The organism is Bacillus sp. FSL K6-0138 (assembly GCF_037982765.1).
Lineage (GTDB): Bacteria > Bacillota > Bacilli > Bacillales > Bacillaceae > Bacillus > Bacillus glycinifermentans.
In genome coordinates, this window is sequence record NZ_CP150286.1 from 2786946 (window position 1) to 2799520 (window position 12575).

A 12575-nucleotide genomic window follows, 5' to 3' on the forward strand; every position below is an offset into this window, starting at 1 on the left:
TGTCAATTGGTTACTTTTTATTCATTTTTATAAAAATAAACGCTGGATGTCGTTCCATGTAACGACAAGCATCAACAGCATCAGAAACGCCACGCCGATGAATACGACAAATGCTTCTTTTTCCCGGTTGATCGGCTTTCCGCGGACCGCTTCAATCAACAGAAACAACAGCCTTCCGCCGTCCAAAGCCGGAATCGGCAGGAGGTTGACAATCCCGAGGTTAATGCTTAAAAAGGCTGCAAGCTTCAGCAGGTTGATGATACCCGTTTTCGCCACTTGCTCTGTCATATCATAGATGCCGACAGGTCCAGCCAGCATATCGATCGAAAACTGGCCCGTCACGATTTTGCTTAGGCTTGTGACGATGTTCTGCGCCACAGCGACAGTTTCGGTCGCGCCGTATGAAATCGATGTTAACATGCCTTTTTGCACAGGGTTATAAGCGCCGAATCTGCCGACGGTTTCTTTCCCCGATTTGACCGATTCAGGGGTCACATATTTCGTCATCTTGACATTGTCGCGCGTCAGAACGACCTTCAGTTCCTTTTCCGGATGCTCCCTGACCGTGTTGACAATATCGGTCCACGAAGACATTTTTTCTCCGTTGATCGTCTGGATGCGGTCTCCTTCCTTGAGTCCGGCTTCAGCTGCACGTCCGTTGTCGATCAGCTTTCCGAGCACCGGCTCATCTGAAGGCACGCCCTGCATCAACCCGAGCATGACGAGAATCACGTAAGCCAGAATAAAATTCATGATCGGACCGGCTGCAATTGCTTTGATTCGCTGCCAGACCGTTTTCGAATGAAATTGGCGGTTGTACGGTGCAACCTGCACTTCTTCCCCGTCGACGATGAAAAATGACGTTTCACTGACGGAAAAGGAAACGAGCTGATCCTCATTGCCTTGCTCATAGCCGGAAATTCTCATCTGGTGCTCCAAATCGGCCTCTTCGACTTCGATGACCAATGCATCAGGATATTTTTCTTTTTGATTTAAAATGATTTTCTCGACTTTATTTTCTTTGTTGAACAAAAGCCCGACCGTATAACCCGGCTTCACCTCGACCATTTCGGGATCTTCGCCGGCCATCCGGACAAAGCCGCCGATCGGAAACAGGCGGATCGTATAGACGGTCTCATTTTTCTTAAACGAAAAGATCTTCGGGCCGAAGCCGATGGCAAACTCCCGGCACAGGATCCCCGCTCTTTGGGCAAGGATTAAATGGCCCAGCTCATGGAAAAAAACGAGCGTTCCAAAAATGAGAATAAAAGCTATCACAGTATTCACGGACATACCACCTTATGTGAGTAATGTTTGGACAAACCTTCTGGCATCTTTGTCCACTTCACGGATCTCCTGAAGGCTAGGTTTTGCAATCGCCTGATGACGTTCCAATGCTTTTTCGATGATGTCTTCGATTTCCAAAAAGGTAATCCTGCCTGACAGAAACGCTGCAACGGCTTCCTCATTGGCCGCATTTAAAACGGTCGGCATTGTACCGCCTATTTTGCCTGATTCATATGCGAACTGTAAGCAGCGGAACCTTTCAACATCAGCTTGGGCAAAATTCAGCTGGCCGATCTCCCACAGCTCGAGAGATTTCGCTTCTTCAAACGGCAGGCGCTTCGGATAGCTGAGCGCGTATTGGATCGGCACTCTCATATCGGGGGTGCCGAGCTGGGCGATGACGCTTCTGTCATGAAACTCGACCATTGAATGGATGATGCTTTCCTTGTGCAGCAGAACATCGATCTGTTCGTACGGCAGGTCGAAAAGCCAGTGCGCTTCTATGACTTCGAGTCCTTTATTCATCATTGTAGCCGAATCGATCGTAATTTTTGCACCCATCGACCAATTTGGATGGTTGAGGGCTTCCTCGACCGTTACGCCTTCCAGCTCTTTTCTCGTTCTGTCTCTGAAACTTCCGCCCGAAGCCGTGATGACGAGGCGCTTGATCTGTTTCGGATTTTCGCCCTGGAGGCATTGAAAAATCGCAGAATGCTCGCTGTCGACGGGCAGCAATGGAACATCGTATTGTTTTGCATGTTCTTTCACTATATGTCCGGCTGTCACAAGAGTTTCCTTATTTGCAAGCGCAATTGTTTTTTTATGCTCTATCGCCTTTAACGTCGGAATAAGTCCGACGCTTCCGACAAGAGCGTTGACGACGATATCCGCTTCCGGGAAAACAGCCGCTTCCATTAAAGCTTCTTCCCCGACTCCCGTTTGAAAGGAGTAGGAAAAAGAAAGCTGTTTTAATTTTTTATATGTACGCTCATCACCGGCGGCTACGTATTTCGGTTTAAACATTTCGATGATCTCAGCCGCTTTTTCTACATTTTTGCCAAACGTCATCGCCGCAAGACGAAATTTATCGCCGTGCGCTTTTATGACATCAAGCGTCTGTTCCCCGATGGAGCCTGTCGCCCCCAAAAGACATATGTTCTTCAAAATTGCCGCACCTCTGTTTCTTTCTAGCTATCAGTACTTCTCTATCATAGCCCGAACGGCTGAAAAAGAACAAGCAAGAAGTATAAAACCGGCATGACAAATAAAAAGCTGTCAAAGCGGTCGAGCATTCCGCCGTGTCCGGGAAGAATCCGTCCGGAGTCTTTCACCTGGTAATGCCGCTTGAACGCAGATTCGGCCAAATCGCCGAGCTGCCCGACGATCGACAAAAGCACGGTGATCAAAAACACGAATAAATACGAATGCGGAAAGCCTGTTGCGGCCTGGTAAACGGCCGAAAAGACGACAGCCGTCAAAATGCCTCCCCAAAAGCCTTCAATCGTTTTGTTGGGGCTGATCTCAGGCCAAAGCTTGCGCTTACCGAGGGCCTTTCCGATAAAATAAGCGCCCGAATCCGTCGACCAGACGACGCCGATCGCAAAAAATACATAGCTGAGACCGATGCTTCTGATTTCGATAAAATAATAAAAACCGAATCCGATATAGATTGCAGCCAAAGCAGCAAAAGCCGCTTCATCAAAAGAAAACGAGTTTTTGCTGAGGACCGTATAAGAAAGCAAGAGCAGCACGGCCAAAAACACGGTTTCCCCTTTCGTGACGGTGATATCCACGGTTCCGCCAAATTGAGCCGGGACTAATAAAATCATGAGCAGCAAGAGGCTTATGATGCCCGGGGGGCTCAAAAGCTTCATGCCTTTCATTCTCAAAAGTTCAAATAGGGCCAATATGCCCATCGCGTAGACCAGCAAGGTGAACGGCAGCTCGCCCAAAATCACGAGCGGCAAAAAAATCGCCGCTGCCAGAACACCCGTCAATATTCTCTGTTTCATCTGCACCATCCTCTAAATTCCGCCAAACCTTCTCCCTCGACGTTGATACTCTCCGATGGCCTGTAGGAAATGAACTTCTTTAAAATCAGGCCACAGAACATCGGTGAATAAAAACTCGCTGTACGCAAGCTGCCAGAGCATGAAATTGCTCAGCCTGATCTCGCCGCTTGTCCGAATCAGCAAATCGGGATCCTGCAGCGATTCGGTCATTAAATAATCGGAAAACAGCTTTTCATCGATTTCTTCAATGTCGAGCGTCCCTTTTTTTGCTTCCTCGGCGATTCTTTTGGCAGCATTTGCGATTTCCGCACGTCCCCCGTAGTTCAATGCAAAGTTAAGAATAAGTCCGTCATTGTGCTCCGTATCGCTGATGGCTTTTTCCACAGCGCGGATCGTATGAGGGGGCAGACCGTTCTTATCACCGGTAATGCGCACCTGAACATTCTCTTCCACCAATTCAGGAAGATACGTGCCCAAAAATTCTTCAGGCAGCTTCATCAGAAAATCAACCTCAAGCTTTGGACGTTTCCAGTTTTCAGTAGAAAAAGCATACAAAGTCAATGCTTTGACACCAAGTTCGCTTGCAAGCTTTGTTGTCTCCCTGACTACCTTCATGCCTTCATGATGGCCCGCGATGCGGGGCATGGCACGTTTTTTTGCCCAACGGCCGTTTCCGTCCATAATAATGGCGATATGTTCAGGAATTTCTCCCTTTAATATATTTTCTTTTGTGTAAGATTCATTGGAAGCAACCGAATGCTGGTTCTTCCAATTTTTGAGTATATTGAGCATGAGATTCCTCCATCACCCAAAAGGTTGCTTTCCTGTGATATCCTGCTAGATAACAACAGTATTAACAAAAAAACCCCCTGTAAACATGAGAGGGTCTTTTCACTATTATCTATTGTACAGAGTTTTTCATTAAACTTCCATGATTTCTTTCTCTTTATCTTTTGTGATCTCATCGATTTTTGACACGTATTCATCTGTCAGTTTTTGCACGTCTTCCGTTGAAGAACGCAGTTCATCCTCAGTCATTTCACCATTTTTCTCTAATTTTTTCAGATCGTCGTTTGCATCGCGGCGGATGTTGCGGACGGCGACTTTCGCATCTTCAGAATATTTTTTGACGAGCTTGACGAGCTCTTTTCTGCGCTCCTCTGTTAAAGGAGGAATCGTGATGCGGATAATGCTGCCGTCGTTTGTCGGAGTCACGCCCAAATCGGCTTTTTGAATCGCTTTTTCGATGTCTCCGAGCGCCGTTTTATCATACGGTGTGATGACGAGCATGCGCGCTTCAGGCACAGTAATGGACGAAAGCTGGTTTAAAGGCGTTTGCGCTCCGTAGTATTCGACCGTTACTTTATCCAACAGCGACGGATTCGCACGTCCGGCACGGACTGTGGCAAGTTCGCGCTGGTATGCGGCCACGGCTTTTTCCATGCGTTCTTTTGTTTCATTCATCACTTGATTTGACACGTTATTTCCCCCTTACGATTGTTCCGATTGGTTCGCCGAACACGGCTTTTTTAATATTTCCTTCTTCCATAATGGAAAAGACGATCAGCGGGATGTCGTTATCCATGCACAGTGAAGAAGCAGTCGAATCCATGACGGCCAAACCGTCTTTCAATACGTCGAGATATGACAGTTGTTCATATTTTACGGCCGTTTCGTCAGTCCTTGGATCGGCATTGTACACGCCGTCGACATTATTTTTGGCCATCAAAATGACGTCGGCTTCAATTTCAGCCGCTCTTAGCGCAGCTGTCGTGTCCGTAGAAAAATACGGATTGCCTGTACCGGCAGCGAAAATGACGACACGCTTCTTTTCAAGATGGCGAATCGCTTTTCTTCTTATGTATGGCTCAGCGACCTGCCTCATTTCTATCGATGTCTGCACCCTTGACTGAACGCCGAGTGTTTCAAGGCTGTCTTGAAGGGCGAGGGAATTCATGACAGTTGCAAGCATTCCCATGTAATCTGCCGTCGCGCGATCCATTCCCAGATCGCTTCCGGTTTTTCCGCGCCACAGGTTGCCTCCTCCGACAACGACTGCAACTTCAACGTCAAGCTCGGCGATTTCCTTCACCTGCTTGGCGATGGACTGGATCACGGTCGGGTTGATGCCGCTTCCCTGCTCACCCGCAAGCGCTTCTCCGCTAAGCTTTAATACGATACGATTATACTTTGGTTTTTCCATAATAACCTCCAAGTGCATGCTTGCCGTTATTTATTATGCAAGAGAAAAAAAGGTTTGTAAACTGTTTTAAAAATAGGGACACAGTCAGTGTCCCTTATTTTCCTTGAAAAGATCGTGCCGAACTGCTTTGGCAAGCGCTTTTCAGTCTTATTTTTTCACTTGGTTCATAACTTCTTCAGCAAAGTTTTCTTGGCGTTTTTCGATTCCTTCTCCGACTTCGTAGCGGACGAATGTTTCAACGGTTGCGTTTTTCGCGCCGACAACCTGCTTCACTTTTTCATCAGGGTTTTTCACGAACGCCTGATCCAGGAGGCAGATTTCTTCGAAGTATTTGTTCAGACGGCCTTCAACCATTTTAGCGACGATGTTTTCAGGCTTGCCTTCTTGAAGAGCTTGCTGAGTCAAAATTTCGCGCTCGTGTTTTGCTTCTTCCTCAGACACTTGGTCACGGGAGATGTAGCGAGGGTTGATAGCCGCAATGTGCATTGCGATGTCTTTCGCAGTCTCTTCGTCAGTTGTGCCGTTTAGAACGGTCAGCACGCCGATTTTTCCGCCCATGTGCAGGTATGAACCGAATGCAGCGTCATCGCCTTTTGTAAGCACAGCGAAGCGGCGAAGCGTAATTTTTTCTCCGATTTTTGCAACGGCGCTCGTAATGTATTCTTCAACAGTTGAACCGTTTGCCATTTTTTGCGCCATAGCTGTTTCAAGGTTTTCAGGCTTTTCGGCAAGAATATGATCAGCCAGGTCGTTTAGAAGCGCTTTGAAGCCTTCGTTTTTCGCAACGAAGTCAGTTTCAGAGTTCACTTCCAAAATCACGCCTGTGTTGCCTTCTGTTTTCACGAGCGTCAGACCTTCAGCAGCGATGCGGTCAGCTTTTTTCGCCGCTTTTGCAATTCCTTTTTCTCTGAGAAGGTCGATTGCTTTGTCCATGTCGCCGTCAGTTTCAGTTAACGCTTTCTTGCAGTCCATCATGCCTGCACCGGTTTTTTCGCGAAGCTCTTTTACCATTTGTGCACTAATTGCCATTTTGATTTCCTCCTTATGATTCAACAAATTATGTAAATTGTCATTTGGTGAAAAAAAAGGTGATAAAAGGCAGTTCCCCCTTATCACCTTTTGATCAGGTTAAGCAGTTGTCGTTTCAGTTGTTTCTGCTTCTTTCTCTTCTGTTTCAGCTGCTGTTTCTTCACCTTGCTTCGCTTCCAAAATCGCATCGGCCATTTTAGAAGTAAGCAATTTGACAGCGCGGATCGCGTCGTCGTTCGCAGGGATGACAACGTCGATTTCATCAGGGTCGCAGTTTGTGTCGACGATTCCGATGATCGGAATGTTCAGCTTGCGCGCTTCAGCAACAGCGATGCGCTCTTTGCGAGGGTCGATGATGAACAGCGCGTCAGGAAGTTCTTTCATGTCTTTGATTCCGCCAAGGAATTTTTCAAGACGCTCTAATTCTTTTTTCAATTGAACGACTTCTTTTTTAGGAAGCACGTCAAATGTGCCGTTTTCTTGCATTTTTTCGATATCTTTAAGGCGTTTGATACGCTTTTGGATCGTTTCAAAGTTTGTTAATGTACCGCCGAGCCAGCGTTGGTTGACATAGTACATTCCAGAACGTTCCGCTTCTTCTTTAACAGAGTCTTGTGCTTGCTTTTTCGTACCGACGAAAAGGATTTTTCCTCCGTCAGCTGCAAGGTTTTTCGTAAAGTTGTATGCTTCCTCAACTTTTTTGACCGTTTTTTGAAGGTCGATGATGTAGATTCCGTTACGCTCCGTGAAGATGTAACGTTTCATTTTTGGGTTCCAACGGCGAGTTTGGTGACCGAAGTGAACACCAGCTTCAAGTAATTGCTTCATAGAAATGACTGACATGTGATTTCCTCCTAATATAATGGTTTTTTCCTCCGCTTAGGTCATTTTTATGCAGGACTAACGCGCACAGCGCGATAGCACCGCTTGCATAAATCGTTAAGCGTGTGTAATTAACACCACGAATTAATATAACATAAGCTTCCCGGACAATCAAGAATCGTTTTTCAGCTTTCCGCGAAATTTTAACAAAAGCTCGATTTCGGTTTTTCCGCTTTTCAACTGCCTTGCAATATCTTCGGGTGAATAGCCCTCTTCATGCAGTGCGACGGCTTTTTCTTCAAAGGAAACCGCTTCGCCCGTTTGTTCCTGATTCAGGACATCTTCTTTTCTTTCCACTTCATCAATCATCGATTCGATGTGAAGCGGCAGATCGTCCGCGTCTTTTGCTCCAGGGCGGTCGGCGGCGGCTTCTTCCGGGGCGGCCGGACGGTGTTTTTCCGCTTGCTGCACTTCGTGTTCCCCGGCTTGCTGCAGCTGGCTGACGAGCCTTTCATTTTCGTCTTTCAGCTCCATCAGAAATGCGGTCAGCGTATTCTCTGTTTCTTCCAATAGCTGTTTTTGATTTTTTTCGGCCTCTTTAAAAGCGCTGAGCCGCGTGTAAAGGATGATGACGAAATAGATCAGTATACCGTGGAGCATAAAGCTCGTAATCCATAATATTGTTGACATTTTTTTCACTCGCTAACCATGGATTTTAAAAGGTTCTTAAAAAACGCTGCCGGCAAAGCCAGCAGCTAAGATTATTGTACCACTTTATCAAGAAGGTGCTTTAGTTTATAAAGCGCCTTGGAGTGAATCTGCGAAATGCGGGAGGTCGATAAATTCAGAATCTGTCCGATTTCAGTCAGCGTCAGCTCTTCTTTATAAAATAAGCTGATGACAAGCTGTTCTTTTTCGGAAAGCTCGCTGATTTTTTCGGAAAGCTGGGATATCAGTTCGTCTTTGATCATCTTTTCTTCAGGAGTGCTCGTTTTGTCGTCCCTGATCATGACCTGGACATTCTCCCCGTCTTCATGGTCGTGAAGCTTTTCATCAATGGAAAGGAGATTTGCAAAAAACCCCTCATTGATTGTCGTCACGACATCCTGTTCTGTCATTCCCAATTCAGCCGCGATTTCGCTCGGTGATACGTTTCGCAAGTAGCGCTGTTCAAGCTTTTCAATCGCCGCTTCGACTTTTTTCGTTTTTTCCCGGGATGTTCTCGGAAGCCAGTCCTCTTTTCGAAGGCCGTCGATAATCGCGCCCCTGATTCTGAAAGAAGCGTATGTATCGAATTTCAGATCCCTTCCCGGATCGAATTTTTCAAGGGCATCATACAAACCCAGCATGCCGAGGCTCACCAGATCATCTTTATGTACGGACTTTGGCAAGCCGACGGCGATCCGGCCGACGTGGTATGTGACAAGCGGCATATAGCGGCGGATCAAATCATCGCCGGCCTGAGGATCTTTCCATTCTTTCCACCGCGACCAAAGCTCTTGATCTTCGTAGTTCAAGGATTGCATCGTTATCCCCCTAAATTGCTTATTAAATCGTCGTTATACCTTGTTTCACAGTGCGGATGACAAGCTCCGCAGTCTGCGGATCAAACTCGATGGTCCTTCCGCTGTTTCCGCCTGTATCCTCGCTTACAATCGGAATGTTCAAGAGAGATAGATGTTTTTTTATCGCCAACACGTTTCTTGGCCCGACTTTCATCAAATCATTCGTCATTTTAAATTTAAACATTTCGGCTCCTCCGGCCATCTTCGCTTTCAGGGCGAATTTGCGGCAGCCGGCTTTAAGCAGCATGTCAACCGTTGATGCAACAGCCGTGTCCGCGTATTTTGCCAGATTGATATCCGGGGTCTTTGAAAGGGAAGAATCGGGAAGCATGACATGGACGAGTCCGGCTGTTTTCGCTTCCAGATCGTAAAGCACAAGCCCGACGCACGAGCCGAGCCCGGATGTTCTGATGCGGTCCGGAGTGCGGACAATCTTCACATCTGCAATGCCCACCCTGATAATAGTAGTCTCTTTTTCTATCATTTTCATAGCGCTGCACCCAATGTCCGGAAGAGCTTTTCAAACGAATCATAGTCAGGCAAAAGGAAAAGGTGCGCATTTACCTTCCGGTTGTGCTCTTCGTCAAAAATGGAGTTGTCAATGACGATCACTTGGTCCCCGATTTGGCTGAGCTCGATCAGCCCTTCGCTGATGACGGCTCCGAACATATCAAGCGTAAGTTCGGGAACGCTCGGATACATTTGCCGGTTTGTCAAATCGGCGAGAGCCGTCAAATAAGACCCCGCCATAATGTTGCCCAGTTCATGAAGGGCGGAGGCACCGATATCATCAGGCGTCATGCTGTCGATCTCGAATTCCGGATTGCCGACAAGCTCCCTGATTAACTGCTCCGCCTCTGAAAAAGGCATGATAACGAACATGGAGCCCGGAAAATCCCCCTCCATCCTTAAAAAAATACTGGCGACAGGAAGGTCTGCTCCGCCGAAGAAGTTCACCAGTTCATCAAATGACAGCAGCTTGACAAACGGCACTTCCATCTCGATTTTCCTGTTGAGCAACTGGGCCAAAGCTGACGCCGAATGACCGGCTCCAATGTTTCCTACTTCCCGCAAAATATCAAGATGCTGTTCTGTAATTCCCTTAAATATGCTCATCTCTCTACCTACTTCTTCGCGTTTTCTGAAGCTGCAGAAAGGCTGGACTTCCTGTTTAATACGGCTTCAGAGTCAATTAGATTAAGAAGTCTGGAGCCTTGCTTCACAATGCCTTTTATCCATTGCCTGCCGTCTTTCCCGACCGTTTCGGGAGCTGATTCGATCTCGTGCTCTTCGACAGTGATAACGTCGTTTGCTTCATCTACGACCCAGCCGACTTCGATGTCCTGATAGGTAATGATGATAATTCTCGTTTCATCCGTAATGTCATCACCGGGCGCCCCGATCCGCTTTCTTAAATCGATGACAGGCGTGACGACGCCCCTTAAATTGATGACGCCGCAAATATACGGTTCAACTCCAGGAACCCTTGTAGGCTGCTGCCACTTTTCGATCGACATGACTTCTGAAACGGATATGGCATATTCTTTATGATTCACTTTGAATACAATCATTTTTTCACCGGTGGTAGTCTGTGTGGTCAAGAGGATCGCTCTCCTTTCGCTATCTCTATTTAATAAGGGCGTTGCAATCAATGATCAGCGCGACTTGTCCGTCTCCAAGGATCGTCGCTCCTGATATTGCAAAGACGTTTGTCAAATAATCGCCAAGCGATTTTAGGACGACTTCCTGCTGGCCGATGAAAGAGTCGACGACAAACGCGGTCAGCTTGTCTCCCTTTTTCACGACGATGACATGGAGCTGGTCGAGATCGTCTGATGAATCCTCAACGTTAAACTCTTCTTTCAGGTAAACCACCGGTACGATATGGCCCCTGAAATCAATCACTTCGCGGTCGTGTGTCAGAAGAATGTCTTTCTTATCGATGACGGCCGTTTCTATAATAGAAGAAATCGGAATCGCGAACGTTTCTTTTTCAAGCTTGACGAGAAGCACAGAGATGATCGACAGCGTCAGCGGAAGCTGGATTGAAAACAGCGACCCTTCCCCTTCGGTTGATTTGATGCTGACAGATCCGCCCAATGATTCAAGCTTGCTTTTGACGACATCCAGGCCGACGCCGCGGCCGGAAATATCCGAAATCTGATCCGCGGTCGAAAATCCCGGCGCAAAAATGAGCGCATCGATTTCATGATCTTCAATCGTTTCCGCATCACGTTCAGAAATGACATTTCGCTCTATCGCTTTTTCAAGCACTTTTTTGCGGTTGATGCCCGCTCCGTCATCTTCAACCTCGATAAAGACGTGGTTTCCGCTGTGGTATGCTTTCAGCCGGACGTGTCCTGTTTCAGGCTTTCCGTTTTTCGCTCTGACTTCAGGGGCTTCGATTCCGTGGTCAAGGCTGTTTCGCAGCAGATGGACAAGCGGATCGCCGATTTCATCGATCACTGTCCGGTCAAGCTCTGTATCCGCTCCGAAAATGGAAAGCTCGATTTTTTTGTTCAGCTCTTTCGTCAGTTGGCGGACCATGCGCGGAAAACGGTTGAATACGGTTTCGACAGGCACCATTCTCATATTGAGGATGATCGATTGGAGATCTCCGGAAATTCGTGTCATCCGTTCGACGGTTTCCGTTAATTCGCCATGGTCAAGCTCTTTTGCAATCTGCTCGAGACGGCCTCTGTCAATGACAAGCTCTTCAAAGAGGTTCATCAGTGAATCGAGGCGGTCAATGTTGACGCGGATCGTTTTCGTTCCGCCGCCGGCCGCAGGTTTTGCCGGTTCTTTTTTGTCATTTGCCTGTTTTGCCGGCTTTTCCGGTTTTTTCTCCGGCTGTTTCGGAGCTGCTTCTTTTTCGGCGCCCTCCTTCTCCTCTTCAGGTGCTGCAGCATCGATTTTCAGCTCAGTCACTTCGACCTTTTCAATTTCTGAGACGCCGTTAATTTTATTGAAAATATCCTGTTCATTGTGTTTGCTTAAAAAACAAATTACAAATTCGGAGTCAAAGTCTTCGGCTTCCAGCACTTCCGTTTCCGGAATGGTTTGGACGACTTCGCCGATTTCATTCAGCTGTTCAAACACCATGTAGACGCGGACGCCTTTAAGCAAGCAATCCTCTTTAAGAGAAACGGTGATTTCATAGCATTTAAAGCCCTGTTCTTCCGCCTCTGCAATGACGGTTCTTTGGAACTCGTCATAGGACCATTTCGATTTGGAAGGTGCCGCTTCAGGGGCTTCGGCCGCTGCCGCCGTTTCCTTGCCGGCTCCTGTGACATCAAGCTTGGCGCAGACTTCTGAAACATCCCGTTTTCCGTCGCCGCCTTCGATGATCGAAAGGACGATCGCCTCCAGATCGTCGAGCGCTTCAAACATGATATCCATCCATTCTGACGTAATCGTCATCTCCTCGTTCCGGATGGCATCCAGCACATTTTCTAGGCTGTGCGTCAAATGCGCCATATCTTCATAGCCCATCGTGGCGCTCATGCCTTTTAGCGTATGGGCCGCCCTGAAAATATCGTGGACAAGCTGCAGGTCTGATGGATTTTTTTCGAGCTCGAGCAGTTTTTCATTACAGGTTTGCAAATGTTCTTTACTTTCTTCTATAAAGACGTCTAAATATTGATTCATCTCCATTTA

General features: G+C 47.2%; 14 protein-coding genes. All 14 read right to left on the reverse strand.

All coding sequences use genetic code 11. The annotated features are described in order from the left end of the window. Positions 1–27: 27 nt before the first annotated feature. Positions 28–1293 carry an RIP metalloprotease RseP gene (rseP, locus tag MHB78_RS14850; RefSeq protein WP_099047038.1) on the reverse strand — a complete coding sequence of 422 codons (1266 nt, stop codon included), beginning with the start codon at positions 1291–1293 and terminating at the stop codon, positions 28–30. Between the two features lie 6 nt (positions 1294–1299). Next, on the reverse strand, positions 1300–2451 hold the full coding sequence (gene dxr / locus MHB78_RS14855; RefSeq protein ID WP_046128932.1) for a 1-deoxy-D-xylulose-5-phosphate reductoisomerase: 1152 nt from the start codon (positions 2449–2451) through the stop codon (positions 1300–1302). Between the two features lie 44 nt (positions 2452–2495). Then, positions 2496–3299 (reverse strand): phosphatidate cytidylyltransferase, encoded by an 804-nt coding sequence (locus MHB78_RS14860; RefSeq protein WP_046128933.1) that lies wholly within the window; start codon positions 3297–3299, stop codon positions 2496–2498. 12 nt (positions 3300–3311) lie between these two features. Further along, positions 3312–4091 (reverse strand): isoprenyl transferase, encoded by a 780-nt coding sequence (locus MHB78_RS14865; RefSeq protein ID WP_046128934.1) that lies wholly within the window; start codon positions 4089–4091, stop codon positions 3312–3314. Positions 4092–4220: 129 nt separating this feature from the next. Then, positions 4221–4778, reverse strand: coding sequence for a ribosome recycling factor (gene frr / locus MHB78_RS14870; RefSeq protein WP_046128935.1), 558 nt, complete (start codon positions 4776–4778; stop codon positions 4221–4223). Between the two features lies 1 nt (position 4779). Next, entirely contained in the window at positions 4780–5502 is a 723-nt protein-coding gene (pyrH, locus tag MHB78_RS14875; protein WP_046128936.1) for a UMP kinase, read from the reverse strand. Between the two features lie 147 nt (positions 5503–5649). Beyond that, positions 5650–6531: a translation elongation factor Ts gene (tsf, locus tag MHB78_RS14880; RefSeq protein WP_046128937.1), complete on the reverse strand. Its 882-nt coding sequence runs from the start codon at positions 6529–6531 to the stop codon at positions 5650–5652. A 99-nt stretch (positions 6532–6630) separates the two neighbouring features. Further along, positions 6631–7374: a 30S ribosomal protein S2 gene (gene rpsB / locus MHB78_RS14885; RefSeq protein ID WP_046128938.1), complete on the reverse strand. Its 744-nt coding sequence runs from the start codon at positions 7372–7374 to the stop codon at positions 6631–6633. Between the two features lie 150 nt (positions 7375–7524). Beyond that, positions 7525–8043: a hypothetical protein gene (locus tag MHB78_RS14890; protein ID WP_046128939.1), complete on the reverse strand. Its 519-nt coding sequence runs from the start codon at positions 8041–8043 to the stop codon at positions 7525–7527. 71 nt (positions 8044–8114) lie between these two features. Next, positions 8115–8879, reverse strand: a complete 765-nt coding sequence (locus MHB78_RS14895) for a FliA/WhiG family RNA polymerase sigma factor (protein WP_046128940.1) — start codon at positions 8877–8879, stop codon at positions 8115–8117. A 22-nt stretch (positions 8880–8901) separates the two neighbouring features. Next, positions 8902–9408 (reverse strand): chemotaxis protein CheD, encoded by a 507-nt coding sequence (locus tag MHB78_RS14900; protein WP_082094012.1) that lies wholly within the window; start codon positions 9406–9408, stop codon positions 8902–8904. Further along, positions 9405–10034 (reverse strand): chemotaxis protein CheC, encoded by a 630-nt coding sequence (locus MHB78_RS14905; RefSeq protein WP_046128941.1) that lies wholly within the window; start codon positions 10032–10034, stop codon positions 9405–9407. Before MHB78_RS14905 ends, MHB78_RS14900 begins: the two co-directional genes overlap by 4 nt. 8 nt (positions 10035–10042) lie before the next feature. Beyond that, positions 10043–10519 carry a chemotaxis protein CheW gene (locus MHB78_RS14910; protein WP_046128942.1) on the reverse strand — a complete coding sequence of 159 codons (477 nt, stop codon included), beginning with the start codon at positions 10517–10519 and terminating at the stop codon, positions 10043–10045. A gap of 25 nt (positions 10520–10544) precedes the next feature. Next, positions 10545–12572, reverse strand: a complete 2028-nt coding sequence (locus MHB78_RS14915) for a chemotaxis protein CheA (RefSeq protein ID WP_046128943.1) — start codon at positions 12570–12572, stop codon at positions 10545–10547. Positions 12573–12575 lie beyond the last annotated feature (3 nt).

Excerpts from the sequence above, each read along its gene's own strand:
- pyrH (WP_046128936.1), bottom strand. The coding sequence starts at position 5,502 with ATGGAAAAACCAAAGTATAATCGTATCGTATTAAAGCTTAGCGGAGAA.
- MHB78_RS14900 (WP_082094012.1), bottom strand. The coding sequence starts at position 9,408 with ATGAAAATGATAGAAAAAGAGACTACTATTATCAGGGTGGGCATTGCA.
- MHB78_RS14905 (WP_046128941.1), bottom strand. The coding sequence starts at position 10,034 with ATGAGCATATTTAAGGGAATTACAGAACAGCATCTTGATATTTTGCGG.
- MHB78_RS14895 (WP_046128940.1), bottom strand. The coding sequence starts at position 8,879 with ATGCAATCCTTGAACTACGAAGATCAAGAGCTTTGGTCGCGGTGGAAA.
- MHB78_RS14915 (WP_046128943.1), bottom strand. The coding sequence starts at position 12,572 with ATGGAGATGAATCAATATTTAGACGTCTTTATAGAAGAAAGTAAAGAA.
- MHB78_RS14865 (WP_046128934.1), bottom strand. The coding sequence starts at position 4,091 with ATGCTCAATATACTCAAAAATTGGAAGAACCAGCATTCGGTTGCTTCC.
- rpsB (WP_046128938.1), bottom strand. The coding sequence starts at position 7,374 with ATGTCAGTCATTTCTATGAAGCAATTACTTGAAGCTGGTGTTCACTTC.
- rseP (WP_099047038.1), bottom strand. The coding sequence starts at position 1,293 with ATGTCCGTGAATACTGTGATAGCTTTTATTCTCATTTTTGGAACGCTC.
- MHB78_RS14860 (WP_046128933.1), bottom strand. The coding sequence starts at position 3,299 with ATGAAACAGAGAATATTGACGGGTGTTCTGGCAGCGGCGATTTTTTTG.
- tsf (WP_046128937.1), bottom strand. The coding sequence starts at position 6,531 with ATGGCAATTAGTGCACAAATGGTAAAAGAGCTTCGCGAAAAAACCGGT.
- MHB78_RS14890 (WP_046128939.1), bottom strand. The coding sequence starts at position 8,043 with ATGTCAACAATATTATGGATTACGAGCTTTATGCTCCACGGTATACTG.